Source organism: Sphingomonas sp. GW821-FHT10C01, assembly GCF_059415525.1.
This window is the reverse complement of sequence record NZ_JBWKNK010000004.1, coordinates 70,293-96,693: the sequence shown is the minus strand read 5'-3', so window position 1 is coordinate 96,693 and position 26,401 is coordinate 70,293. Positions and strand designations below refer to the sequence as shown.

Below are 26,401 nucleotides of genomic sequence, written 5' to 3'. Positions count from 1 at the left end.
GACCGAAACTGGGAGGTATGGCGCCACAAGGGCGCCTTCCGCGCAAACGCCATTGCGAGCCGGTCGTCGCTACCATGGAGCCGCCAAATGAATGGCCGTGTGACCGACCTGCTGAGTAAGGTGCCCGCCGTGACTCTCACCTTCTGGGCGATTAAAATCCTAGCTACCACGCTTGGTGAAACTGGCGGTGACGCTGTCAGCATGACTTGGCTGGGAGAAACGACATCGAGCGCTGGCGATAATGGCCTGAACGGTTATCTTGTTGGTACCGCTATATTCGGCATTCTCCTGCTTTTGCTTGCCTGGCTTCAGATAAGAGCCCGGCGCTTCAATCCGTGGCTGTATTGGGCTACGATCATCGCTTCGACGACAGCAGGCACGACACTCGCCGATTTTGCGACCCGCTCAATCGGCCTGGGTTATCCGGGTGGATCGCTGCTGCTGTTCAGCCTGGTTCTGATCTCGCTCTTCAATTGGCACCGCACACTTGGAACGGTGGATGTGAACCGCATCGAAACCGCGCGGGCAGAGACCTTCTATTGGATCACGATCACCTTCTCGCAGACACTCGGTACCGCGCTGGGAGATTGGGTTGCCGACGGCAAGCTTGGTTACTCGGGAGCGGCCGTGCTATTCGGTGCCGCGCTGGCGGTTCTCGCTGCGCTTTACTACTTCACAAATGCATCGCGCGTGTTGCTATTCTGGGCCGCGTTCATCCTCACCCGGCCGCTCGGCGCGACGGTCGGTGACTTCCTCGACAAGCCAGTGGCGAAGGGCGGTCTCGACCTTAGCAGGCCGCTCGCTACCGCCATCCTAGCGGCAGCGATCGCTTTCCTCATTCTACTCGTTCCTCAGGGAGCAGGAACACATCCAAATCGTGCAAGTGAAAGACCTTCCTGATGTCCGCTCCTCATCCAATAGCGGCAGTTCGATCGTCACCTGAACGAATGACCAATCTCAGGATCGCCCGCCGGTCGTTCGAACGACCGGAATGAGGGCGCAAAACAGCCGCGACTGGTTAGCTGCCAGGTCGAACGGCATTCGCTTGCGCCGCAGGACCTGGGCATCCTGGCCTAGGCGTCCGACATCACGCCACGATATTCCGGATCTTCCAAAGCACGCCCTGCCCCATTTGCTACGCACATCAAGGCATTCTCAGCTACGATGACCGGCAAACCCGTTGCATCGGAGAGGACCTCGTCCAGCTGCGCGAGCAGGCTGCCACCTCCCGTCATCACAATTCCCTGATCATAGATATCGGAAGCCAGTTCGGGTTCGGTCTTCTCGAGAGCAGACAGCGTCGCCTGCACGATCTGCGCAGTCAGGTCGGCAAGGCACTGGGCGATCTCGCCCTGGCTCACCTCGACCTCCGCAGGCATGCCCTTGACCAGATCGCGCCCTCTGACCTTCATCACCGCGCCGACGCCATCGGCCGGCATCCGGGCGGTACCGATCTCGACCTTGATCCTCTCGGCCGTGGCTTCGCCGATCATCAGATTGTGCCTACGCCGAATACCCGAAGCTATGGCGTCGTCCATACGATCTCCGCCGACGCGCACCGATGCGCTATATGCAAGCCCTCGCAGGGAAAGGACCGCGACTTCTGTGGTTCCGCCCCCGATGTCCACGACCATGGCGCCCTGCGGTTCGATAACGCGCAGGCCGGCGCCGATCGCCGCGGCCATGGATTCCTCGATCAGATACACCTTACGGGCACCTGCGTTCGAAGCGGCCTGTTGAATAGCACGTCGCTCCACCTGCGTGGCGCTGCTGGGGATGCTGATGGCGATTTCCGGACCGCGAGCGAGCTTTCGCGATCCCCCCGCCTTACCGATGAAGTACTTGATCATCTGCTCCGCGACGTCGATGTCCGCGATCACTCCGTCGCGCATCGGACGGATTGTACTGACATTATCAGGCGTTTTGCCCAGCATCAGCTTTGCCTCCGCACCGATCGCGCGGACTCGAGAGATTCCGTTGTGCGTCTCAAGTGCAACCACCGAGGGCTCATTAAGAACGATTCCCCGATTTCGCAGATAGACAACCGTGTTTACCGTGCCGAGATCGATTGCGAGATCGTAGGAAGCGCTGGTTAGAAAGCGAGGAAGCCGCATCAAGTTCAATCAATTGGCATCGATAGCGGCTTGCGGATAAGCAAGCGGCAGCGATCGCGTGAAACCCTGCGCGTGGGCTTGCAACGGAGGCCAGTCAAGCAGCTTCGCGGCTATCCGAGCCGCTAGGGCGACCATTCGAAAGACCGCCGATAACGCGGTCGCTTCGCCGATGCGAGACTGGGTAATTTGCTTCAATGTATGGCAAGACCTCTTCGACCGGGAAGCGTTGAAGCCTAATATAGGGGCTATCCGGCCCTGTGCCGCCGAGGTCCGCCAAATATTCCGGAGCGCGCCGGTAGCAACCCACCCCGGTGCAGTCCTTCTTTTTCGGAGCGGCGTCGATTCCAACCAGGAAGGCTGGACGGGCGCGGCCATCCCGCACGGCAGCAGCGGCGATTGACGCGAAGTCGCGGGATGCACCGTCACCGAGATAGAATACCGGGAGCTTCGCACCGCGCGGTGGTCCGGCGGACACGTAGATGGTCAGGCGACGGCCCTGCATCCGGGCCTCGGTAAGTCTCGGATTCCTGCGTACCAGCTGGCGTGGTGCCGATCTTCAGAACAGCTCGTTTAGGCGCGGCACTCGGACCGTCACAGCGGCAAGCCCGCTGTTCGGAATGGGTTGCGCCCGGTTTGAAGCGAACAGCACAGCAGACCCCAGGGCTCGGTCGTCGGCCTGGCGACCATCGTCAACCGATCGGCGTTGATGCACCATATATGCTCGCGCGTTCCCAGCCGACGAGCGGCGTTCGCTTTGGCCAGACCATGTGGCACGGTGCACGGGCTTGGCACGGAAGCCGCGGCCGTTTCGCATTGAGGGAGGGCCGCCCACATTGAGGGCGCCGGCTGTGCATCGGCGAGAAGAAGCAGGAAGGGAAGCGTGGGGTAAGGCCTTGTCCGACATCCTTCACAGTCCCAGCCCCGCATCAACATCCTGGCGGTATCTCCGAACTGTCGCCGTCCCGTCATCAAAATGAAGAAAGCGAGGGCTAGCCGCCCCTCCCAAGCCGGCGCGTCCTGACGCCGGGCCATCTTGGGGACAGTATGAAGCTCACCGCTACCAGCGTGCTCGCCGCGCTCACCTTCGCTTGCGCGCCCGCCACGGCGCAGACCCTGGCTGTCGCCGCCGACGCCGGGGCCGATGCCGGCACGGACGACAGCGTCGTCGTCGTGACCGGCACCCGCGAGCGTTCGCGCACCCAGTTCGACACGCTCGCGCCGGTCGATGTGCTCTCGGGCGATGCGGTGCGCTCCAGCGTGTCCGGGGACCTCTCCGACACGATCGCCCAGCTGCTGCCTTCGTTCAACGTCCAGCGCCTGCCCGCCGCCGACGGCCTCGCGTTCGTACGCCCGGCCACGCTGCGCGGGCTGTCTCCGGACCAGACGCTCGTGCTCCTCAACGGCAAGCGCTATCACCGCTCGGCGCTGCTCGGTACGCGCGGCGCGCAGTCCCCTGACCTGGCGAGCATCCCTTCGCTGGCGATCAAGCGGATCGAGGTGCTGCGCGACGGCGCTTCGGCGCAATATGGGTCGGACGCCATCGCGGGGGTGATCAACATCATCCTCGAGGACAAGCCGGGGATGGAAGTCTTCGGTCAGTTTTCCCAGTATTTCGAGGGCGACGGCAACGAGTATCAGGGCGGCGTGCGCGGCGGCATCGCATTGGGCGAGCGTGGGAGCATCGTCTTCACCGGCCAGTACGACAAGTCCGAGGCAACCTCGCGCACGCGCCAGCGCCCCGACGCGATCGCCTTCCAGAACGCCAATCCCACGATCAAGGTGCCCAATCCGGTACAGCGCTGGGGTCAGCCTGACGAGGAGCGGATTCGCGGATCTGTCGACGCACGCTATGAGGTCGCCGACCAAGCCACGCTCTACACCTTCGTCACCGCGCAGTCGGGCGAAGGCGTGACCGATTTCAACTGGCGCAATCCCGCGGGAACCGCGAACGTCTACAATCCCAGCGGCGCGTTTCCCGGCTTCTCCTTCCGCACGCTCTACCCTGCGGGATTCACCCCGCGTTTCGGCACCGAATACAGCGATGTTCAGGTCAATTCGGGCGTTCGCGGTGAGCTGAGCGACGCGTTCAGTTACGATCTCAGCGTCGGCTATGGCCGCAGCCGCATCGACTACACCATGCGCGAGAGCCTCAACGCGTCGATGGGGCCGCTGAGCCCGACCAGCTTCTATATCGGCCGACTGGAACAGCGCGAGTTCAACATCAACGCCGACTTCGTCTATCGCCTGCCGGTGGGCGGGGCCGAACCGCTCAACATCGCGTTCGGTGCCGAACGCCGCCGCGAAACGTACAAGGTCGGCGCGGGCGATCCGGCCTCCTACGCGATCGGGCCGGGCGCGGCGACGGGCCTTGCCCCCAGCTCGAACGGCTTCCCCGGCTTCAGCAGCGCGGCGGCCGGTAGCTGGGATCAGACCAGTTATGCCGGCTATGTCGATCTCGAATGGCGTCCGGTGGAGATGCTGACGCTCGGCGCGGCGGGGCGCTACGAGGATTTCTCGGCGTTCGGCGATACCTTCAACTACAAGCTGTCGGCACGCATCGAACCGGTTGAGGGCATCGCGGCACGCGCGACCTGGTCGACGGGGTTCCGCGCGCCGACCCCGGGGCAACTCAACAGCATCCAGACCACGCAGGGCCTGGACACCGTCACGCTGCAGATCTTCAACCAGGGCCGGTTGTCACCAAGCGACCCACTGGCGACCGCGCTCGGCGCCAAGCCGCTGACGCCCGAAACCTCGAAGACGCTGACCGCCGGGCTGACCTTCCAGACCGATATCGGCTTCAGTGGCAGCATCGATCTCTACCAGATCGATGTCGACGACCGCTTCAGCCAGTCGCGCACCTTTGCGGTGCCGGCGAGCTTCCCCAATCCGCAGCGCTTCACCTCGGTGAGCTATTTCACCAACGACTTCGACACACGCACCCGCGGCGTCGACGTGGTGCTGAACTATGCGCGCAACCTGGGTCCGGGCCGCGCAACCGCGACGCTTGCCTATAACTACAACAACACCAAGGTCCGCAGCGGCACCAGCGCCGCGATCCCCAATGAGACGCAGCGCCGTGTGTTCGAAGAGCGGCTGCCGCAAAACAACGGCACAGCATCGCTCGGCTATGAGGTCAGCGGCTTCTCGCTGCTGCTGCGGGGCCGCTATTACGGCGCGTGGACCGATGTCAGCGGCAATGCGACCGGCGAGCTGTTCCAGCGCTTCGGCGGCATCGCGCTGTTCGATGTCGCGGTCGCCTATCGCTTCGACGAGCATTTCACCCTGCGCGCCGGCGCGGAGAATGTGTTCAACACCTTTCCAGACGAGGCGACCAACCAAGCAGTGCGCGGACTCATCTATTCGCGCAATGCCCCCTATGACACCGACGGCGGCCAGTATTATGTCCGGCTGGGCGTGAATTTCTGACGAAGGGAAGCATCATGAACCGCCGGACGCTGCTGACCGGAATCGCCGCCCTGCCGGCGGCCACTCAGGCAGCTCCGGCGGCCCTCGCCAGCGCCACCGACGACGCGGCCTATTGGCGCGGCATTGCCGCCCAATATGACGTGACGCGCGACGTGATCCAGCTCGAGAACGGCAATTGGGGCATGATGGCCCGGCCGGTGCTCGAGGTGTACAAAGAGCAGCTGGCACGGGTGAATCGCGACACCAGCTACTACACCCGCCGTCGCTTTGGCGCCGATGCGATGGCAGTACGCGATGCGCTGGCGGCCGAACTGGGGGTGCCGGCGGACGAGATCGCCTTCACCCGCAACGCAACCGAGGCGCTCAAGGCGCTGATCCTGGGCTATAACCGGCTTCAGCCTGGCGACGCGGTCCTCTACGCCGATCTCGACTATGACAGCATGCAGGATTGCATGGCGTCATTGCGGGCGCGGCGCGGTGTTTCGGTCGTCCGCATCGCTCTGCCCGAGCCGGCGACACGGCAGACCCTGATCGATGCCTATGCCGCGGCATTCGCGGCGAACCCGCGCCTGCGGCTGGTCCTGCTGACGCATCTCAGCCATCGTACGGGGCTGGTATTGCCGGTGCGCGAGATTGCCGCGATGGCACGCGCACGCGGGATCGACGCGATCGTCGACGCCGCACATAGCTGGGGCCAGCTCGACATGAATCTGGCTGACCTCGATTGCGATTTCGTCGGCATCAATTGCCACAAATGGCTAGGCGCGCCGCTCGGCGTTGGTGCGATCCATATTCGCAAGTCCGCGCTGGCGCGGATCGACCGCGACCCCGCCGAGCCGGCGGACGGCCCGGAGACGGTCATGGCACGGGTGCATCCAGGGACCAGCGATTTCGCCGCGCTGCTCACCGTGCCCGCCGCGCTGGGATTTCAGCAGGCAATCGGCCGAGCTCGCCGCGCTGCCAGGCTTCGGATGTTGCGTGACCGCTGGGTGGCCGCGGTTCGTCCCCTGGCTGGAATCGAGGTGCTGACGCCCGACGATCCGGAGCTACATGGTGGGATCACGTCCTTCCGCCTGCGCGGCTTGACCGGGGTCAAAGACAATGTGGCTCTCGCTGCGAGCCTGCTCGAGCGCCACCGTATCTTCACCGTACATCGCGATGGACCGGCGAAAGGCGCATGCGTGCGCGTGACACCAGCGCTGTTCAATAGCCTGGAAGACATGGACGCCCTGGCACGAGCGCTGGCAGAGGAGCACGGGTCAGCCGGGCGTTGATGAATGCTCGATCGCTGTACGCTGGTGCGGTGGTTCTGCACTGCTTGCCCATGAGAACCACCGGCAACGTTTCAATCGAGGCGGCGGTAGGACTGACAGGCCGGGCTTCGGGTGATAGGCTTTCGTAGCGGATCGCGAACCGATCCCGCTGAAAGGAACGCGTTCCCATGCCACGCTTCGCCTCGCTCGATACGCGTGTTCCGCTGGTTATTCTCGCGTTGGCATTCCTAGTCGCGGCGGCATTCGTGGCGGCCAGAGGGACGGCCTCGGACACGAAGCCGTCCGACGGGACGATCGCTTTTGTCGGTGTCAATGTCGTGCCGATGGACCGTCAGCATGTGCTCGCGAACCAGACGGTCGTCGTGCAAGATGGGCGGATCGTGTCGGTGGCTCCGGCGGCTGCCGCACGCATTCCGTCAGATGCTCGCCGGATCGAGGGCAAGGGGCGGTGGCTGATGCCCGGCCTGGCCGAAATGCATGGCCATGTACCCGGCCCGGAGGATCCAGCCTATCGAGACGCCATGCTGTTCCTCTATGTCGCGAATGGTGTCACGACCGTCCGCAACATGGCTGGGAATGCGTCGCACCTCGCCCTGCGCGACCGCATCGCCAAGGGTGAGCCACTTGGCCCGAGGCTTTATACGGCGAGTCCCTGGCTGAGCATCGCGGTTGCCGGGACGCCCGACAACGCGCGGCAGGCAGTGCGCGATTATCGCGCGGCGGGATATGACCTGATCAAGATCGGCAGTGTACCGCGGGACGCCTATTTCGCGATGGCGGAGGGCGCGAACGCAATCGGGATGCCGTTCGGCGGGCATATTCCCGAGGGAGTCCGGCTCACCGATGCGCTTGGAACTCGCCAGACCTCGATCGATCATCTCGACCGCTATGTGGAATTCCTGGTTCCGGAGGGGACCGACACCGCCGGCCGCCCGGCCGGCTTCTTCGGCAGCGGTTGGGTGCAGTTCGTCGATGAACGCCGTATCCCCGATGCCGTGCGGCGCACGATCACGGTAGGCAGCTGGAACGTCCCGACGCTGAGCCTGGTCGAGCATCTGGCTTCGGCCGAAACGCCCGAGACGATGATCGCCAGGCCGGAAATGCGCTACATGCCCAAGCGCGTGCTGGACGGATGGGTAAAGGCAAAACGCGATTTCGGTGCGCGTCCCGATTTCCAGCCGGATTCGGCGCGGCGGCTGGTCGAGCTGCGGCGCCGCCTGGTGCGCGACCTTCATGCCGCGGGCGCGCCCATCGCGCTGGGATCGGATGCACCGCAATTCTTCAACGTGCCCGGATTTTCGATCCACCACGAGATGCGGATGATGCAGGCGGCGGGGCTGACGCCCTATCAGGTGCTCGCGACCGGCACGCGCGAGGCTGCTCGCTATTTCGGGCTGAAGGCAGGCTTCGGCACGATCGCACCGGGACAACGCGCGGATCTGATCCTGTTGACCGCCAATCCGCTTGAGAAGCTGGCCAATGTCGAGCGCCGTGCCGGCGTGATGGTACGCGGCCGCTGGCTCCCCGAAAGCGAGATTCAGGCCCGTCTCGAGTCGATCGCCGCAGCTAGGAAGTGACCGCGCGGGTGCTGTCGCGGACGACGAGTTCATGGGGCAGCGTGATCTGCCGGATCGGGCTTTCCGGATCGCGCAGGATCTCGACCAGCAATTCGACCGTCCTTTGGCCAATCAGGCCCTTGGGCTGGGCGATCGTGGTGAGCGCGGGCTGGAAGAAGCGGGCGGTGGGAAGATCGTCGAAGCCGACAACCGAAACATGCCCGGGGCAGGTCAGACCGGCCGCACCGATCGCGCTGATCGCACCCATCGCCATCTCGTCGCTGAAGCAGAAAATCGCGGTGACTTTCCGCTTGAGCAGATCGCCAGCCAGCTCGAAAGCCAGCTCCGCAGAATAGTCGCCGTTCCGGACCTGCAGACGATCCTTCAGCCCGTGCCGGTCCGCGATCTCCATCGCGCCCGAAAGGCGATCGCGACTGATCGGGCTGATGAGCGGGCCGGTGATGATGCCGATATCGCGATGGCCAAGGCCGATCAGATGCTCGACCGCATCGCCGCTCGCCGCGGCATTGTCGATATGCACGCTGGGTACGCCTAGGTCGGGGCTGTATTCGCAGCCGTTCACGACCGGCGCCGCGACGCCTGGCCGGGACAGGAGCGAGCTCAGATTACCCGGCAAGCGGTGCCCGAGAAAGATGAGCCCATCCACCTCGCGACGCGAGAGCATTTCCGCATATTGATCCTCGACCTGAGGGTCGTGACGGGTGTCGCCGACCACGACCGCATAGCCCGCATCGCGCGCGGCTTCCTCAGCGCCACGAATGATGCTGGCGAAGAACGGGTTGGAGATGTCGGGTACCGTCAGCAGGATCTTGGCAGCACGCAAGGTGCGCAGCGTCCGCGCAGCGACATTCGGCGCATAGCCCAGCGATTGAACGGCCTCGAGCACGCGTTTGCGGGTGGCTTCCGCCACACGCTCGGGCTGGCTCAATACGCGCGAAACCGTGGCAGTGGAGACGCCCGCGACCGCGGCAACGTCGATAATTGTCGGCATCAAGGCTTCATGTCGCCTGCCATGCAGCCTGTCGACAAAATTCGATGTAATCCTTTACATCAATCTTCGACCTGCTTAGCCTGAGTCGCGAAAAGAACGAACAACATCGACGGGAGGGGATCGCATGGCCACGGCCAATGGGGTGCTGGATGGCACTTCGCATCCGGTTTCGGGAATGCTCATGGCGCGGCTCAGCGCGCTCATGTTCATGCAGTTCTTCGTCTGGGGCGCATGGGCGGTCACGCTGGGTCTGGTCATGCAGACCGTCGGGATCGGCGCGCTGATCGGCAATGCCTTTTCGGTCGGCCCGATCGCCTCGATCGCCGGCTCGTTCCTGCTCGGCATGGCCGCGACGCGCTATTTCAGTCCCAAGGCGCTGATGGTAATCCTCCACCTCCTCGGCGGGGCGATCCTGCTCGCGCTCCCGGCGCTGCTGACGCCGGAGACGGGTGGCACCTTCGTCTGGGTGCTGTTCGGCTACATGATCCTCTACATGCCGACCGTTGGCCTCGCGAACACGATCGCGCTCAAGAGCCTGGGCGAGCGCGACGATCGCTTCCCCTTCGTCCGCGCCTTCGGCACGCTCGGCTGGATCGTCGCCGGCCTGATCATCGGCTGGGCGGCGCTGTCGGCAAGCCCCGAGATCTTCCGCGTCGCGGCAGTCGTGTCGATCGCGCTCGGCATCTACAGCCTGACGCTTCCGGCGATCGAGCCGGATGCGCCGAGCGACGAAAGCCTCGTGCGCCAGGTGCTGTGCGTCGAGGCGTTCGGCCTGATGCGGCAGCGCTCCTATCTGATCTTCGTGATCTGCGCGACTTTGATCTCGATCCCGCTCGCCATGTATTACGCCTATGCCTCGCCCTATATCGGCGCGACCGGTACCACCAACGTCAGCGGCACGCTTGCAATCGGGCAGATGTCGGAACTGGCGTTCATGTTCTCGATGCCGTGGCTCTATCGCCGCTTCGGGGTGAAGCCGCTGCTGCTGGTGGGCATGGCGGCGTGGGCGCTGCGCTACGCCCTGTTCGCGATCGGCGACGGCGATGGCTCGCTCTGGGCGGTCTATCTCGGCGTGGCGCTGCACGGGGTCTGCTACGACTTCTTCTTCGTCGCCGGGGCGATCTACACCGGCACCATCGCCACGCCCAAGGGCGTAAATGCACAGGCGCAGGGGATGCTTACCCTGTTCACCTATGGCGTCGGCATGCTGCTCGGCTCGCAGATCGGCGGACTGCTCTATGCCCAGCTGCCCGCGGTGCCGACAATCACCGACTGGCAGCAGATGTGGTGGTATCCCGCGATCGCCGCCGCAGTCATCACGGTGCTGTTCCAGCTCCTCTTCCGCGACGACAGCAGGAAGGGAACCGCCGCATGACCGCGATGAAGGGCCCCGCGATCTTCCTCGCCCAGTTCTTGGGTGACACCGCCCCGTTCGACACGCTGGACGGCCTCGCCACATGGGCTGGCGGTCTTGGTTACAAGGGAGTCCAGATCCCCTGCGATCCTCGGCTGATCGATCTCAAGCTGGCCGCGGCCAGCAAGGGCTATTGCGACGACCTGCGCGGCCGGCTCGCGAGCCATGGCGTAGAGCCGACCGAGCTTTCGACGCACCTTCAGGGCCAGCTGGTCGCGGTGCATCCGGCCTATGACCAGCTGTTCGACGGCTTCGCCCCGGCCGAGCTGCACGGCAAGCCCGCCGAGCGTCAGGCCTGGGCGGTCGAGCAGGTCAAGCTGGCTGCGAAGGCAAGCGCCAATCTCGGGCTTAACGCGCATGCGACCTTCTCCGGCGCGCTCGCCTGGCCCTATGTCTATCCTTGGCCGCAACGGCCGGCCGGACTGATCGAGGAAGCCTTTGCCGAGCTCGCGCGCCGCTGGGTGCCGATCCTCGATGTGTTCGAGGAGGCGGGGGTCGACTGCGCGTTCGAGATCCATCCGGGCGAGGACATCTTCGACGGCGCGACCTGGGAACGCTTCCTCGCTGCGGTGAACAACCATCCCCGCGCACGCATCCTGTTCGACCCGTCGCACTATGTGCTTCAGCAGCTCGACTATCTCGATTTCATCGATCGCTATCACGACCGCATCTCGTGCTTCCATGTGAAGGATGCCGAGTTCAACCCGACCGGGCGTACCGGCGTCTATGGCGGCTACGAAAGCTGGGTCGACCGCGCCGGCCGCTTCCGCTCGCTCGGCGACGGGCAGGTCGATTTCGTCGGCATCTTCAGCAAGCTCGCGCAGTACGGCTATACCGGCTGGGCCGTGCTCGAATGGGAGTGCGCGCTCAAGCATCCCGAAGATGGCGCGCGCGAAGGCGCTCCCTTCATCCGCGATCACATCATTCGCCTGACCGAGCGGCCGTTCGACGATTTCGCGGCAAGTGGCGCGGACCGGAACGCGATCCGCAAGCTGCTGGGGCTCTGAGGATGGCGCGGCAGTCGCTTCGGCTCGGCATGGTGGGCGGCGGCGAAGGCGCGTTCATCGGTGCCGTTCACCGCATGGCCGCCGCGATCGATGGCGAATGGCGGATGACGGCGGGCGCCTTCAGCACCGATGCCGGACGCAACGCACGGACCGGTGAGGCACTCGGGCTCGATCCGCAGCGCGTCTATGCGACGTTCGAGCAGTTGGTGGAGCGCGAGCGTGCGCTGCCGCCCGAAGAGCGGGCCGATGCGATTGCGATCGTCACGCCAAACCACCTCCATGCCCCGGTTGCGATCGCCGCGCTCGACGCGGGCTTTCACGTACTGTGCGAAAAGCCGATGGCGATGAGCGTCGCCGAGGCTGAAGCGATCGCGCGCGCGGTGGAGGCGAGCGGACGGCGGTTCGCGCTGGCCTTCACCTATGCCGGTTACCCGCTGATCGAGGAGGCACGCATCCGTGTCGCGCGCGGCGATTTCGGCGCGATCCGGCTGGTGCAGGCGGAGTATCTGCAAGGCTGGCTCAGCCGGCCGATCGACCAGGACGGACAGAAGCAGGCAGAATGGCGCACCGACCCCGCTCGTGCAGGGATCGGCGGCTGTCTGGGCGATATTGGAACGCACGCGTTCCAGCTTGTCGAGCATGTTTCCGGTCTACGGACGGAGGCGGTCTGTGCGGACCTGACGGCGCATGTGCCGGGGCGGTTGCTGGACGATGACGTGAGCGCGCTGCTGCGCTTCGAAGGCGGTGCGCGTGGCGTACTCAAAGCCAGCCAGGTCGCGGCGGGCGAGGAGAATGGGCTGAAGCTACGCATCCATGGCGAGCTGGGCGGGCTCGAATGGTCCCAGATGGAGCCGAACACGCTGATCCTGCGCTGGCTCGATCGACCAGCGGAAATCGTGAGGACGGGCGGTCCCGGCCTCGACCCTGCTACCCTTGCGCTCACGCGAACGCCTGCGGGGCATCCGGAAGGCTATCTCGAGGCCTTCGCCAACATCTACCAAGCCTTCGCGGCTGCCGTTCGGGATGGTGACGCTGGCACGCAGTGCTGGTTCCCGGGCCTTGTCGATGGGCTGCGCACGATGCGCTTCGTCGAGACGGTCGCCGCAAATGCGGCATCGGATGAGAAGTGGACCGCGATCGGAGGTGGATGACTCAGGCCGTCACCGAACGAGAGAAGAGATTGGGAGAGACGAGATGAAGTTGGTAGCGGGTGTGGCAACGGGAGCGGTAGCGCTGGCGGCATTTGGCGCGGCGCTTGTGCCCAGCTTTGCGCAGACCAGTACGGCGCCGGCGGCCTTTGCCGCGTGCCGCGCCTGCCACACGACCAACAAGGGCGGTAAGAACGGACTCGGCCCCAATCTCTACGGGATCATCGGAAAACCCGCCGCCTCGGTGCCGGGTGTGAGTTACTCCGCGGCGCTCAAGGGGGCGAAGCTTAGATGGGACGAGAAGACGCTCGACGCGTTCCTTGCTAGCCCGTCGAAGAAGGTTCCCGGAACGCGGATGCCGATCGGCACGCCCGATCCGGTAAAGCGTGCTGCGATCATCGCCTATCTGAAGGCCGAGAGCGCGAAGTGATGCCGCCGATCGCGCGCCGCAGCTTGCTAGCGGGAGGGGCCGCCCTGCCCCTCGCCGCGCTGGCGGGTGCGCGCGATTCCGCATCCAACGCGGCCTATTTCTCGCTCGCCTATGCACCCCACGAAGGCAGCTTCGCGAGCCGTGGTGGGCGGATCGAACAGATCGCCTTCGCCGCCGATCAGGGCTTCCGGGCGTGGGAAGACAATGAGGCGGCCGGCCGCCCGGTTGCCGAGCAGGAACAAATGGCAAAGGCGCTCGCGCGGCGCGGCATGCGCATGGGCGTGTTCGTTGCGAGCATGCCGAAATGGAGCCAGTCGCGGCCTCTGCTCGGCGGCAATGACGACGCCGAGCGTGACGGCTTTCTCTCCGATATCCGCAATGCGGTGGATGTCGCGAAGCGGCTCAATGCGACGCAGATGACGGTGGTGACGGGATTCCTCGATCCGCGCGTGCCGGTCGATATCCAGACCGCGCGAGTGATCGACGTCATGCGCCGCGCCGGCGACATCATGGTGCCGCACAAGCTGACCCTGGTGATGGAGCCGCTCAACACGCGCACCAACCACCCAGGCGTGTACATGCAGACGATCGCGCAGGGCTATGCCGTGGCTCGCGGCGTCGACAGCCCAGCCGCCAAGATCCTCGCCGATCTCTATCATGAGCAGATCCAGTCCGGGAATCTGATCCCGGCGCTCGAAACCTGCTGGCCCGAAATCGCCTATCTCCAGTTCGGTGACAATCCCGGCCGCAAGGAGCCGGGCACCGGCGAGATCAACTATGCGACGATCGTCCGCTGGCTCCGCGCAAGGAACTATGCCGGGGTCATCGGCATGGAGCATGGCAATTCGATAGCGGGCCGCGCCGGCGAAGACCGGCTGATCGCCGCTTACCGCAGCATCGATCGACAAGGAGGAGAGGCATGACGCGTATGCGCAGGGCCGGTTGCGTGATGGCCGCGTGGATCGCGGTTACGAGCGCATCCGCGCAGGACAAGCCGGGATTCAGGGACACGCCGATGCTGCCCGACGGTAAATGGCGCGTCCATGATGCGGACCGCCCGGCACCGGTGGCGGTGACGCCGGCGACGGCCCCGGGCGGCGCGCCCTCCGACGCGATCGTCCTGTCCGCGGATGCGTGGCAAGGCCAGCTGGCGCCATGGACTGTCGCCGATGGCACGATCACGGTGCCACCGCGCCCGGCCGGTGGGGGCGACAACAACCTCGTTTCGCGCCAGAGCTTCGGCGACGTCCAGCTCCATCTCGAATTCCGCACGCCCAACCCGCCCAAGGATAGCTCGCAGGATCGCGGCAATAGCGGCGTCTGGTTCATGCAGCGCTACGAGGTCCAGATCCTCGATGGCTATCGGAACCCGACCTATGCCGACGGCACGGTCGGCGCCGCCTATGGCTGGAAGCCACCGCTGGTCAACGCCGCGCGCAAGCCCGGCGAGTGGCAAAGCTACGACATCGTGTTCGAACGGCCCCGCTTCGCGGCGGACGGCAAGCTGTTGCGGCCGGCCTATGTCACGGCGTTCCTGAACGGCGTGCTGGTGCAGAACCGCCAGGCGCTGCTCGGCACCACAGTGTGGCGCAAGGTCGCAGCCTATCAGGCGCATCCCGACGCTGCACCGCTGCAGCTGCAGGACCACGGATCGCCGGTGTCGTTCCGTAACATCTGGGTGCGTCCGCTGCCCGAAGCCGCCGTCGACCATGATCTGCCCGGAGAGGCCAAATGATCAATCGCAGAACCGCTCTGGCGGGTGTCACGGCCATGTTCGGCGCATCGCTGTTCGCGCCGCTCGCGCGCGCGGCCGGCGCGCCGCGCGGGACCGATATCCCCGTCATTTCCGAAGGACCGCCGAGCGTTCAGGTCTTCACGCCCGTACAGCGCGCGGCAATGTCCGCGCTGAGCGACCGCGTCATCCCGACCACCGACACCCCGGGCGCGATTGCCGCAGGGGTGCCAGACTTCATCGAGAAGATGCTGGCCGATTGGGCGCTGCCGGGCGATCGCGTGCCGATCATCGCCGGGCTTGATGCGATCGAGGCGCGCAGCACGCGCGACCATGGTGTGCCGACAGCCAAGGCAACGCCGGAGCAGCAGGACGCGCTGCTGACGCTGGCGATGAACAAGCAGCTGCCCGGCGCAGACGCCTTCTTCGAGCCGTTCCGGCAGCTCGTTATCGCCGGCTACTACACGTCGGAAATCGGGATGACGCAGGAGCGCGAATATCTCCCGGTGCCGGGCGAATATAACGGCGAATTTCTCTACTCTCAGGTCAACAAGGTGTATTCGGCATGATCGCACGCAGAAATTTGCTCGCGGGCGCTGCGGGCGCCGCCGCCCTTGCCTGTTTCCCCGCCGCCGCTGCCCAGCGCCGGGCGATCGGCCTCCAACTCTACACGCTGCGCGAGCTGTTCGCGAAGGATCCGGTGAAGACGCTCGAGCAGGTTGCGGCGATCGGCTATCGCGAGGTCGAGTTCGGCGGCGGCGGATATGACGCCATGGACGCCGCGATGCTGCGCGGGACGCTCGACCGGCTGGGCCTGAAGGCGCCGTCGATCCATGTCGGCTATGACGCGCTGCTGGGGCAGTTCGACCGGCAGGTGACCCTGGCCAACACGCTCGGCGCCGACACGATCGTCCTGCCGTACATGACCGATGAGCATCGTACCGGACCGGCGTGGCGAGCGGCACTGCCGAACTTCAGCCGCTTCGCCGCAGCGCTCAAGAAGGCCGGGCTCGGCTTCGCCTATCACAATCACGATTTCGAGTTCACGCTGAAGCCGGGCGGCGTCAGCCTGTTCGACCAGCTGCTCAAGGAAACCGACCCGGCGCTCGTGAAGATCGAACTCGACCTGTTCTGGGCGGTCAAGGCCGGCGAGGATGCCGGGGCGCTGATCGATCGTCTGTCGCGCCGGCTCTATGGCTATCACGTCAAGGACATGCGTGCCGATGGCGGCATGGTCGCGGTGGGCGCGGGCACGATCGATTTCGCTGCCTTGTTCAAACGCAAGGGCAGCGCTGGGGTCCGCCATTTCTATGTCGAGAACGACCAGGCGCCCGCGCCCTATCTTCCCGACGTCACCACGAGTTTCCAGACGCTGAGCGCACTGCGCTTCTGACCGGACAGGAGAGTAAGGTTATGGCTTCGACCAACAGGTTTGACGCGATCGTCATCGGCTCCGGCATCAGCGGCGGCTTCGCGGCGAAGGAGCTGACCGAGAAAGGCCTGCGCGTGCTGATGCTCGATCGTGGCGTGATGGTCGAGCATGGCGAGGATTATCCCTATGACGGCAAGCCGGCCTATGAGGTCCCGGCACGCAACATGATGCCCAAGCCGCTGATCGAGAGCGACTATTTCATCGCCAAGAACGGCTATGTCTCGCCCAGCAATCGGAAATTCTACAATGACGACCGGCTCAATCCCTATGCCTATGGCGAGGGCAGCAAGTTCTTCTGGATCCGGCCCGGCGCGGTCGGCGGCAAGTCGCTGATCTGGGGACGCTGGACCTTTCGCTGGAGCGCCGAGGACTTCGAGGCGAACAAGCGCGACGGCATCGATGGCGACTGGCCGATCCGCTATGACGATATCGCGCCGTGGTACAGCAAGGTCGAGAAGTATATCGGCGTGTCCGGCTCGCGCGAGAATCTGGCGCAGCTCCCGGACAGCGAGTTCCAGCCGCCGATGCCGATGAACATCGCGGAGAAATGGGTCAAGCAGCAGCTCGAGGCACAGTTCCCGGGGCGCAAGCTGATCAACGCGCGCCTGTCGAACCTGACCGAGGACAAGCCCGAGCAGAGCCGGACCAAATGCCAGATGCGCAATCAGTGCGGCAATGGCTGCTCGTTTGGCGCCTATTTCTCGACCCAGGCGGTGACGTTGCCGGCGGCGCGTGCGACCGGGCGGCTGACGCTGCGGTCGGACGCGGTCGTCACCAATCTTGAATATGATCCGGTGAGGAAGCGCGTGACCGGCGTACGCTTCATCGATGCGAAGACGCGCCAGGCCGAAGTGGTCAACGCCGATCTGGTGTTTCTGTGCGCGTCAGCGATGGCCTCGACCCAGATCCTGATGAACTCACGCGCCGAGGGCAGCGGGCGCAGCCATTTCGATTCAAACGGAACGCTCGGCAAATATGTGATGGACCATATCTTCCGCGTCGGAATCGAGGGCGAGATCCCCGGGATGAGCGAGTATATCGAATATGGCCGGCGCCCGGGCGGCATCTACATCCCGCGTTTCCGCAACATCGGTGCTGACGAGAATCTCGGCTTCAAGCGTGGCTACGGCTATCAGGGCGGCGCGCATCGCGATGTCGCGCCCCCGGTCGGGTTCGGCGCGTCGATGAAGCATGGCATGCGCAAATACGCGCCGTGGAAGTTCCACATCAGCGCGTTCGGCGAATGCCTTCCCTATCGTGACAACTCGGTTTCGCTGCATGCGGACAAGGTCGATCGTTTCGGGGTTCCGCTGATGCGCTTCGACATCCGTTTTCGCGAGAATGAGCTGCGCATGATGACCGACGCCAGGACGCAGGGCGAGGCGATGCTCAAGGCAGCAGGTCTGGGCAATGTCAGTAGCTGGGAAGGCGAACATGTACCCGGTGACGCGATCCACGAAATGGGTGGCGCACGCATGGGCGCCGATCCGCGCGGTTCGGTCCTCAACAGCTGGAGTCAGGCGCACGATGCCTCGAACCTATACGTGACCGACGGCGCACAGATGGCGTCGGTGTCGTGCGTGAACCCTTCGCTCACCTTCATGGCGCTCACCGTCCGCGCGGCGGATCATGCAGTAAAGGCGCTGCGGAATGCCACGACATGAACATCGATGTCGCCGCACACTGGCGGAAGCGCGTCTATCGCCTGCCCGCCCCCCGTCGCTCGCCGGCAACGCGGCGTATCAGGCTGCGATCACCCTGACCGGAATCGATTTGGCCGCCGGCGTCCCGCTGATCCGGTCGTAATAGTCCAGCGGCAGCAGCGGATTGAGTTCGGGATAATAACCCGCCACCGCGCCGCGCGACATCGCATAGTCGAGCACGGTCAAACCCTCCACGCGGCGCTGCACGCCATCGTCGCTGATCGTCTCCAGCGTGATCTTTGCTCCCGCTGCGATCCCGCGATCGGCCCGATCCTCGGCATTCATGAAGACAACCATGCGGTCGTTATAGACCCCGCGATAGCGATCGGAATAACTGTAGATCGTCGTATTGAACTGGTCGTGGGAGCGCACCGTCGCCAGCCGCAGCATTGCCGGATCCGCCACTGGCGGGTTGATGTCCAGCCCCTCGAAAACGATGAAATTGGCCTTGCCGTTCGGCGTCGGCCAGACCAGCCGCCGCGGCGCGACGTCGAGATGGAAGCCGCGCGGATCCTTGATACGTTCCGAGAAGTCGCTGTAGATATCGGGATAGACTGCGGCGATCTTGTCGCGGATCGCATCATAGTCGTCGATGTAGCGTGCCCAGTCGACCTTGCTGTCGGGCAGCGTCGCCATCGCCATGCGACAGACGATCTCGGTTTCAGGGCGGCAATCCGGGCTGGCCGGGGTCAGCACCCCGCGCGATGCGGTGACGTTGGACATCGCATCCTCGATCGTGACGAACTGCTCGCCGAGCGCAGTCTCCACCCGTTCCGAGCGGGCGACGACGGGCAGAATCAGCGCCTCCTTGCCGTGGACGAGATGGCCGCGGTTGAGCTTGGTCGCGATGCCGACGGTCAGGCTGAGCTTGCGCATCGCCGCATAGGAACGCTCGGTGTCCGGCACCGCGCGCACGAAATTGCCGCCCATGCCGATGAACACCTTCGCGCTGCCGTTCATCATGGCCGCGACGGATTCAACGGTGTGATGCCCGTGCTCGCGCGGCGGATCGAAACCGAACACCTCGCGAACGCGATCGAGATAATCCGCTTTCGGCTTCTCATCGATCCCGACGGTGCGGTCACCCTGCACGTTCGAATGGCCGCGGATAGGCGCGATGCCGGCGCCGGGTTTGCCGAAATTGCCTTTCAGAAGCAGGAGGTTGCACAGCTGCTGAAGCAGCTTCGATCCCTGCTGTTGCTGGGTCAGCCCCATGCCGTAGCAGATCATCGTCGCGTTCGAGCGGATGTAGATTTCGGCGCAGCGTCGTATCTGCGCCTCGGCAATGCCCGACACCCGCTCGAGTTCGGCCCATTCCGTCGCGAGGATGTCCTCGCGCAGCGCCTCGAGGCCGGCAGTATGCGCATCGACGAACGCGCGGTCGATCGCCACCTCGCCCGCGGCTTCGCGTTCGAAGATCACCTTCATCATGCCCTTGAACAGCGCGATGTCGCCGCCGATCTTGATGTGGACGAACTCGCTCGCGATCGGTGTCGATCCGAACGTCGCCATTTGCACCACGTCCTGCGGCTCGGTGAACTTGATGAGCGCGCGTTCCGGCATCGGATTGACGACGACGATCGGCACGCCACGCTTCCGCGCTTCGACCAGATTGGTCATCATCCGCGGCGAATTGGTGCCGGTGTTCTGGCCGATGATGAACAAGGCCTCGGTATGCTCGAAATCGGACATCACCACCGTGCCCTTGCCGACGCCGATCGACGCGGGCAGCCCACGGCTGGTCGGCTCGTGGCACATGTTCGAACAGTCCGGAAAGTTGTTCGTCCCGAACTCTCGCACGAAGATCGAATAGAGGAACGCCGCCTCGTTCGGTGTCCGGCCCGAGGTATAGAATTCGGCCTGGTGCGGGCTGTCGAGGGCACGCAGATGGCGCCCGATCAGCGCGAAGGCATCGTCCCAGCTGACCGGGACATACCGGTCGCTCGCCGCGTCGTAGCGCATCGGCTCGGTCAGCCGTCCCTGCATCTCCAGCCAGTAATCCGACTGTTCGCCCAGCCATGTGACGCTGTGCTGCGCGAAGAAGTCGCGACTCACCCGGAACTTGGTTGCCTCATGCGCCAGCGCCTTGGCGCCATTCTCACAGAACTCCAGCGTCTTGCGACAATCGGCATCGGGAAACGCACAGCTGGGGCATTTGAAGCCGCCAGGCTGGTTCATCGACAACAGCGCCCGTGACCCCTTGGTCACGACGCTCTGCTCCATCAGAACCTTCGCCGTCGCCCCCGCCGCCCCCCAGCCGCCGGCGGGGTGCGTATAGGCACGATATTCGGGCGTCTTGGACGACATGGGATACCTCCTGGCGACCCGGCGATTGTCGCATCGACGACGGCGTTCGACAACTCCAGTGTCCGCGGAAAGGGATGTGGCGGCGCCAATCCTGTCGGTGGCCTCGGCGACGTCTGGCTATACCAGGTCAATCATCCAGCAGGGCGCTGTCGGTTACATAGTTGATGTTGACCGGCGCGGTGATCGGCAGTTCGACAGCGCCTATCAGACGTGCCCAACCGCGCACCGAGCGGCGCGGGTCGGTCACGACGAAGCTGTTCAAGCCTTCTGCCAGGGTGACAGGCCAGACGCCGATAACGGGGCAGTCGGACAGACATGCAGGCCCGGTTTGGCGGCGAAGCGCGGCAAAGACTTCCGGGTGTACCCGCGGTGTGTCGCAAGGCATTGTGATGACTGCCCCGAAACCATTGGCTGCGGCGTAGTGCAGTGCCGCATTGACTCCGGCGAGCGGCCCAAGCCCCTCTTTCGGATAGTCCGGCAAGAATGGATTTTCGCCATATCCTCGTCCGCAGATCGCCAGGTCATCGACCCACGGCCGCAGCGCCGTAACGACATGCTCGATCATCGGCCGCCCGTCGATCGGCGCGAGCGCCTTGTCCGAACCGAACCGGCTCGACCGACCGCCGGCGATAACGGCGCCAAGCAGCTTGCCGGTCATCGCGCCGACAGCAGCGCATCGGCGCGTACGACCACTTGCAGCGCCAAGCCGGCTTCCCGGGCGCGCCGCACGGCGAGGTCGGTCGGCGCGGAAATCGTCGCCAACATCGGACAGCCGGATAGCGCCGCCTTCTCCACCAGTTCATACGAGCAGCGCGACGACAGCAGCGCGAAGCCACCGTGCCAACTCTCTCCGGCCCGCAGCATCGCGCCGATGAGCTTGTCGAAGGCGTTGTGACGGCCGACATCCTCTCGAACCTCAAGGATCGTGCCGTCGGGCGCGCACCTAGCCGCGCCGTGGACCGCGCGCGTGGCACGGCCAAGCGGTTGTCGCTCGGCCAATGCCGCCGCCGCGGCGAAGGCCACCGCCGGTTCGCCGGTCCAGGGCGGCACGCGCGGAAGCGGCCGTAGCGCCTGTTCCAGATTCTCGACGCCGCACAGGCCGCACGCACTATCGGTGGCTCGGTGCCGCACCCGGTTGTAGATGCGATCCGCGACGCGCGGCGCCAGTATGGCGCGGACGATCCATCCCGCCGGTATCGCCTGTGCATCCGCATCCAGAATGTCGGAGCCTTGATCGATCAAGCGCTCGCCCAGCGCGAAACCGTAGACCAGGTCGATCAGCTCGGCGGGCGTTGCCATCAGCACCGCGTAGCCGATTCCGTTGAACTCCAGCGCGACCGGCACCTCGGCTGCCAAAGCTCGCTCGACCGGGGACGCATGGCCGTCGCTCGTCAACCGTGTAAACGAATGATCGACTGAGAGAGTCAGAACGCAGTCCTCGGCCATGGAACGCCGGCCCCGATGCCGACGCTCAAGTGCATAACATGCCCAAAGCCTTCTGACTGCAGCGCACCCCAGTCGCAGTCATTTGGAGTCGGTCACCTGATACCCGAAAGCGCCCCCTCGTCAGGCCCCGTGCCAAGAAGCTATGGAAGCCGGTGCGCTACCTAGAACTTCGCACCTGCCCTTATGCCCAACGTTCGCGGCGTGATCGGGACGATGTACGGGCGCTGATCGCACGCGCCGCACTGCTGGAAGCGGGTGATCTGGCCACGTTCGTCCCAGATATTCTGGGCGAACAGCTCAATACTATAGTCGGAGAATTCATAGCCGATGGCGAGATTGCCCGTGGCATAGGATTCGAGCCGCCCGAGCGCCGCAGCCTTGGCGACGCGGATGTCCGACGATGCCGAGCTTTGATAGGCGATCAGCCCCTGCACATAGCCGCGTCCCGACCCCATCATGGTCGAATAGCGTGCGGTGCCGGTGAGCTTGAAGCGCGGCGTGACCGGCAGGCGTGTGCCCTTGGGTGCCAGCACGTCGGTGCCGGTGCCGCTACAGATCTGTGTCGCGCACAGGTCCTGCCGCGTCTTGGCATCGGTAAATGAACCCGACACGGTCAGGTTCAGCCCGCCGAACGAGGCGTTCGCGTCCATCTCCACGCCATAGATGCGCGCATCAGGTCCGTTCTGGATGATCGTGAAGCTGTTCGGGCCGAGGAACGAGAATTGGAAGGCGCTCCAGTCCTGCATATAGACCGCGCCGTTGAAGCGCAGGCCATCGACCAATGTCGTCTTCCACCCGAGCTCGTAATTGTAGAGCTTGTCCGCCGAATAGGGCGCCACATCGCCGCGCCGGTTGATGCCGCCGGGACGGAAACCGCTGGAGGCGGCGGCATAGAAAAGCAGCCCGTCCTTCGGCTTCCAGGTCAGATTGAGGCGATAGGTGACGCCCTGCCCCTCGGTCTTCTTCGGAATGAGCTTGCCGTTGGTGAAGGTCGCAAGGTTAGTGCACGGCCCGCCCGCGACCATTGCCGGCAGCAGCGTGTTGGTGGGGCTGCCGTCGAGATAGGCGTCACGCAGCGTCCGCCCGTCCGCCAGGTAGCAGCTGGCGACGCCGGTGCGTGAACTGCCCGCGGCATTGAATGGCGACGCCGTATAGGGTCGCCCGTCCGCCGGATCGATGCCCGGATTTCGGCCGAAGCCGAAGAAGCCGATCAGTGAGTTGTCGTAGATATAGCCACGCGCGCCCGCGGTGAAGGTCAGCTTCGACGTCAGGTCGAAGCTTGCCTCTCCGAACATCGCATAATCCTTGTCGACGCGGTGCTGCTGCGTCAGCCACAGCGTGCCCGGCGACCCGTTGACCGAGACGGCAGAGCCCAGCCCGGGGATCCGATAGTCCTGATGGATCAGGTTGGACTGGCGCTGATAGAACAGGCCGGCGACCACGCGGAAGCGATCGCTCGACGGCGAGGCGACGCGCAGTTCCTGGCTTGTCTTCTTGAAGTGATCGCTGCCGATGACGACCTGGCGCGGGTCGATCGTGTTGCCCGCATTATCCTGATAGTAGAAATAACCGGCCAGTCCGCCGACCGAGGCATAGAGATTGTCGTAGGCCTCGGAATAGTCGGTGTAGTCGTTCGAGGCATAGGTCTTTCGGTCGAGATAGGCCCCGGCATAGGTGACGTCCCAGTTGCCGACCTTGCCCTCGATCGTCAGCGCGCCCTGGATGAAGCGGTCGCGGCGATATTCGGGGTAGAAATGCTGGACCTTGAGGTCGCCGACGCGCGGATCGTAGCCATAGGTGCCGTGCGCGCGCATCTCCTGGTACAGCACGGTCGGCGTAACCGTCCAATTGTCGTCGAGATCGATCTTGAGCGCGGCGCGGCCACCCCAGGTGTCGGTCTCGTTGTAGTTTTCCTTGACGAACGCGTTGTTGTTGACGGTGATCCCACCCGGGGTCGGCAGGAAGCTGCGCGTGCCCGCAACGTTGTCGATATAGCCGGCGTCACGCTGATAGAAGCCGACGACGCGCAACGCCATATTGCCGGACAGCGGGGCGTTGATCATCCCCTCGATCTTGCCGCCTTGCCCGCCATCCTTGACGGTGTTCACCTCGGCATCGACCCGGCCATCGAACCCGGCCGTGTCGGGCTTGTTGGTGATGATGCGGATCGTGCCTGCCTGGCTCGACGCACCATAGAGCGTGCCCTGGGGACCGGCGAGACTCTCGATCCGCGCGATGTCGTAGATATGGACGTCCAGCGTGCCGCCGATCGTCGTCACCGGCTGTTCGTCGAGATAGCTGCCGACCGAGGGGAGCGAGCCCGAATGGTTGCCGTCGCCGCCCGACGCGACGCCGCGCATATAGACGGTGGTCGAACCCGGCTGAGAGGTCTGGAACGCGACCGAGGGCAGAAGCTGGGTATATTCGTTGAAGTTCGAGATGTTGAGCTGATCGAGCTTGCGCGTGCCGATCGCCTGGATGCTGATCGGAACCGACTGGATGTTCTCATCGCGCTTCTGGGCGGTGACGACGATCTCGTCCTGGTCGGACGGCAGGTCGGAGGTTCTGGTTTGCTCGCCCTGCTGCGCCTGGGCGGCGGTGGGGAGGGTCAGGGCCGTCGACGCGAGCAACCCCGAAATCACGGCACTACGCATTGAAATGATCACTGCGGCCCCCTGAATATATTTATGTCTCGAGAGACTGTGGTTCAGCGCAACAAACGTCAATCATCGCGAAACGGGACGTTCACAATCTTCGATGACAGTGATGTTTCTGCAACGTTACTTCGCGTCGGACACATCCGGATAGCGGTCGACCAGATCGCCGAGCGCGGCGATGAGCGGGGCGAGATGCGGGGCGAACGGTCGCCAGGCGCGGTCGCCGCCGGTGAAGATAGGCTGGCGCACCTGTTCCGAGCTCGCGGTGCGCACTGCGCGTTCGGTCTCGTGAAAGGCAAGGCAGGCCGGTTCGAACGCGACACCACAGGCATCGAGCAGCTGGCGGACTTCCCGCTCGGTGTCTGCCACCAGCGCCTCATGGATCACGCGGTGGACGCGGCCGGGCTGAACGCGGTCGAGATGTACCATCAGCCGGGCATAATCGCGATAATAGCGCCCCATATCGTCGAGCGCATAGCTGAACGCCTGACCGCGGGCGAAGTGCTGCTTGAAGTTGGAGAAGCAGCAGGCGCGCGGTTCGCGGCGGGCGTCGATGATCACGGCGTTGGTCAGGATCAGGCGGATCAGCACGACATGCGCCCAGTTGTTGGGCAGCTTGTCGATGAAGAACGGCCGGTCGCTGCGGCGCTGGACGGCGGTGCGGCGCAGATATTCCTCGCCCAGTTCGCGTGCTTGCGCCGCGGTCAATCCGGCAAGACCGTGCGGATAGTCGGGGATGCGCCGCGCCAGCGCGGGCAGATCGGGAAGCTCGGTCGTGCCCTCGATCGCGCTGTGGCTGGCCAGAATCTGCTCGACCAGGGTTGAGCCCGCGCGCGGCATTCCCAGGATGAAGATCGGGTCGCGCGCATCTGAACCCCAACCCGCCCGCTCAGCGAAGAACTCCGGTGTGGCAAGCGCGATACAGTCATCCACGAAGCGTTCGGTTTCGTCCGCGTCATAGACAAGCTGCGTCCGGCGCAGCGCGTTGCCGGCAGCATAATGGCCGAACGCGCGACCGGCCTCTCCGCGATCCTCGAACGCCTTGCCCAGGGCGAAATCGAGGTGGAATCGATCCTCTTCGCCCAGCTCCAGCGCCGCGCGCGCGGCTTCCATCTTCGCGATGTCGGCATCGGCGAACCGCACCGTCTTGAGGTTCGCGAGGCTCCACCATGCCTCACCCAGTTCCGGCCGCAGCGCGAGCGCACGGCGATAGGCGGCGATGCCATCGGCCTGGCGCCCCACGGTCTTGAGCATATGGCCATAGCTCATCCACAGCTTGGGCTGTTCCGGCGCTTCCGCCAGCACGCGCTCATACAGCGTGATCGCTTCCTCGAACGCGCCAAGCCGGCCGAGCGCGGCGGCCTTGAGGTTCGCGTGGCCGGGATGATCGGGCTCCGCATCGATCAGCGCGTCGAGTTCGGCCAGCGCCTCTTCCGCGCGATTCTGGCGATAGAGGACCAGGGCAAGGTTGGCGCGCGCCGCGGTGAAACCGGGTGCAAGCTCGACCGCCCGGCGCAGCAGCGTTTCGGCATCTTTCAGCCGCCCGATCCGCCCCGCCAGTTCGGCGAGCATGCGGATTGCATGCGCATCGAACGGGTCGCGCTTTAGATAGGCTTTCAGGCCGCGCTCGGCCTCCGAGAGGCGATTGTCATGCAGCGCCAACGCCGCGTCCATGAGGTCGGGTGGAAAGCGCGTCGCAGCCATGCCGCATGATGATCATGCGGCCGCGCGGCGATCAAG

At 64.7% G+C, this 26,401-nt stretch carries 21 protein-coding genes; 13 read left to right on the top strand and 8 right to left on the bottom strand.

Annotated elements, in window-relative coordinates; all coding sequences use genetic code 11:
- Positions 1-87: 87 nt before the first annotated feature.
- The gene (locus tag AC07M1_RS16140; protein WP_495163649.1) at positions 88-900 is read left to right on the top strand and encodes a COG4705 family protein; all 813 of its coding nucleotides are present in this window, start codon (positions 88-90) and stop codon (positions 898-900) included.
- 173 nt (positions 901-1,073) lie between these two features.
- On the opposite strand, the gene AC07M1_RS16135 is transcribed toward AC07M1_RS16140, so the two are convergent.
- Positions 1,074-2,114 carry a rod shape-determining protein gene (locus AC07M1_RS16135; RefSeq protein WP_495163897.1) on the bottom strand — a complete coding sequence of 347 codons (1,041 nt, stop codon included), beginning with the start codon at positions 2,112-2,114 and terminating at the stop codon, positions 1,074-1,076.
- 94 nt (positions 2,115-2,208) lie between these two features.
- On the bottom strand, positions 2,209-2,616 hold the full coding sequence (locus AC07M1_RS16130) for an alpha/beta hydrolase-fold protein (protein WP_495163648.1): 408 nt from the start codon (positions 2,614-2,616) through the stop codon (positions 2,209-2,211).
- Between the two features lie 542 nt (positions 2,617-3,158).
- Here AC07M1_RS16130 and AC07M1_RS16125 point away from each other — a divergent pair.
- The 3 genes from AC07M1_RS16125 (at position 3,159) to AC07M1_RS16115 (ending at position 8,394) form a co-directional block, all read left to right on the top strand.
- Positions 3,159-5,543: a TonB-dependent receptor plug domain-containing protein gene (locus AC07M1_RS16125; RefSeq protein WP_495163647.1), complete on the top strand. Its 2,385-nt coding sequence runs from the start codon at positions 3,159-3,161 to the stop codon at positions 5,541-5,543.
- Between the two features lie 11 nt (positions 5,544-5,554).
- Entirely contained in the window at positions 5,555-6,817 is a 1,263-nt protein-coding gene (locus tag AC07M1_RS16120) for an aminotransferase class V-fold PLP-dependent enzyme (RefSeq protein WP_495163896.1), read from the top strand.
- A gap of 167 nt (positions 6,818-6,984) precedes the next feature.
- Positions 6,985-8,394: an amidohydrolase family protein gene (locus tag AC07M1_RS16115; protein WP_495163646.1), complete on the top strand. Its 1,410-nt coding sequence runs from the start codon at positions 6,985-6,987 to the stop codon at positions 8,392-8,394.
- On the opposite strand, the gene AC07M1_RS16110 is transcribed toward AC07M1_RS16115, so the two are convergent.
- Positions 8,384-9,385, bottom strand: a complete 1,002-nt coding sequence (locus AC07M1_RS16110; RefSeq protein ID WP_495163645.1) for a LacI family DNA-binding transcriptional regulator — start codon at positions 9,383-9,385, stop codon at positions 8,384-8,386. The two genes, AC07M1_RS16115 and AC07M1_RS16110, sit on opposite strands and share 11 nt — an antisense overlap.
- 124 nt (positions 9,386-9,509) lie before the next feature.
- On the opposite strand from AC07M1_RS16110, the gene AC07M1_RS16105 reads away from it, so the two are divergent.
- From AC07M1_RS16105 to AC07M1_RS16065, 9 genes are read left to right on the top strand one after another with little or no spacing between them, the layout of a single operon-like run.
- Positions 9,510-10,760 carry an MFS transporter gene (locus AC07M1_RS16105; protein WP_495163644.1) on the top strand — a complete coding sequence of 417 codons (1,251 nt, stop codon included), beginning with the start codon at positions 9,510-9,512 and terminating at the stop codon, positions 10,758-10,760.
- Positions 10,757-11,806, top strand: a complete 1,050-nt coding sequence (locus AC07M1_RS16100; RefSeq protein WP_495163643.1) for a sugar phosphate isomerase/epimerase family protein — start codon at positions 10,757-10,759, stop codon at positions 11,804-11,806. The genes AC07M1_RS16105 and AC07M1_RS16100 overlap by 4 nt, the downstream gene beginning before the upstream one ends.
- 2 nt (positions 11,807-11,808) lie before the next feature.
- Positions 11,809-12,957, top strand: coding sequence for a Gfo/Idh/MocA family protein (locus AC07M1_RS16095; protein WP_495163642.1), 1,149 nt, complete (start codon positions 11,809-11,811; stop codon positions 12,955-12,957).
- Between the two features lie 43 nt (positions 12,958-13,000).
- Positions 13,001-13,384 (top strand): c-type cytochrome, encoded by a 384-nt coding sequence (locus AC07M1_RS16090; RefSeq protein ID WP_495163641.1) that lies wholly within the window; start codon positions 13,001-13,003, stop codon positions 13,382-13,384.
- Complete coding sequence (locus AC07M1_RS16085) at positions 13,384-14,307, top strand: hydroxypyruvate isomerase family protein (RefSeq protein ID WP_495163640.1); 924 nt, start codon at positions 13,384-13,386, stop codon at positions 14,305-14,307. Before AC07M1_RS16090 ends, AC07M1_RS16085 begins: the two co-directional genes overlap by 1 nt.
- Positions 14,304-15,119 carry a 3-keto-disaccharide hydrolase gene (locus tag AC07M1_RS16080; protein WP_495163639.1) on the top strand — a complete coding sequence of 272 codons (816 nt, stop codon included), beginning with the start codon at positions 14,304-14,306 and terminating at the stop codon, positions 15,117-15,119. Before AC07M1_RS16085 ends, AC07M1_RS16080 begins: the two co-directional genes overlap by 4 nt.
- Positions 15,116-15,685: a gluconate 2-dehydrogenase subunit 3 family protein gene (locus AC07M1_RS16075; protein WP_495163638.1), complete on the top strand. Its 570-nt coding sequence runs from the start codon at positions 15,116-15,118 to the stop codon at positions 15,683-15,685. Before AC07M1_RS16080 ends, AC07M1_RS16075 begins: the two co-directional genes overlap by 4 nt.
- On the top strand, positions 15,682-16,509 hold the full coding sequence (locus tag AC07M1_RS16070; RefSeq protein ID WP_495163637.1) for a sugar phosphate isomerase/epimerase family protein: 828 nt from the start codon (positions 15,682-15,684) through the stop codon (positions 16,507-16,509). Before AC07M1_RS16075 ends, AC07M1_RS16070 begins: the two co-directional genes overlap by 4 nt.
- Positions 16,510-16,529: 20 nt before the next feature.
- Positions 16,530-18,212, top strand: coding sequence for a GMC family oxidoreductase (locus tag AC07M1_RS16065; RefSeq protein ID WP_495163636.1), 1,683 nt, complete (start codon positions 16,530-16,532; stop codon positions 18,210-18,212).
- 78 nt (positions 18,213-18,290) lie between these two features.
- Here AC07M1_RS16065 and AC07M1_RS16060 read toward each other — a convergent pair whose 3' ends face one another.
- The 5 genes from AC07M1_RS16060 to AC07M1_RS16040 form a co-directional block, all read right to left on the bottom strand.
- Positions 18,291-20,558 carry an FdhF/YdeP family oxidoreductase gene (locus tag AC07M1_RS16060; RefSeq protein ID WP_495163635.1) on the bottom strand — a complete coding sequence of 756 codons (2,268 nt, stop codon included), beginning with the start codon at positions 20,556-20,558 and terminating at the stop codon, positions 18,291-18,293.
- A gap of 127 nt (positions 20,559-20,685) precedes the next feature.
- Positions 20,686-21,216, bottom strand: a complete 531-nt coding sequence (mobA, locus tag AC07M1_RS16055; RefSeq protein ID WP_495163634.1) for a molybdenum cofactor guanylyltransferase — start codon at positions 21,214-21,216, stop codon at positions 20,686-20,688.
- Positions 21,213-22,004: a formate dehydrogenase accessory sulfurtransferase FdhD gene (gene fdhD / locus AC07M1_RS16050; protein ID WP_495163633.1), complete on the bottom strand. Its 792-nt coding sequence runs from the start codon at positions 22,002-22,004 to the stop codon at positions 21,213-21,215. Before fdhD ends, mobA begins: the two co-directional genes overlap by 4 nt.
- A 161-nt stretch (positions 22,005-22,165) precedes the next feature.
- Positions 22,166-24,658, bottom strand: a complete 2,493-nt coding sequence (locus AC07M1_RS16045; RefSeq protein WP_495163632.1) for a TonB-dependent receptor — start codon at positions 24,656-24,658, stop codon at positions 22,166-22,168.
- A 126-nt stretch (positions 24,659-24,784) separates the two neighbouring features.
- Positions 24,785-26,365 (bottom strand): sulfotransferase family protein, encoded by a 1,581-nt coding sequence (locus AC07M1_RS16040; RefSeq protein WP_495163631.1) that lies wholly within the window; start codon positions 26,363-26,365, stop codon positions 24,785-24,787.
- Positions 26,366-26,401: the final 36 nt, after the last annotated feature.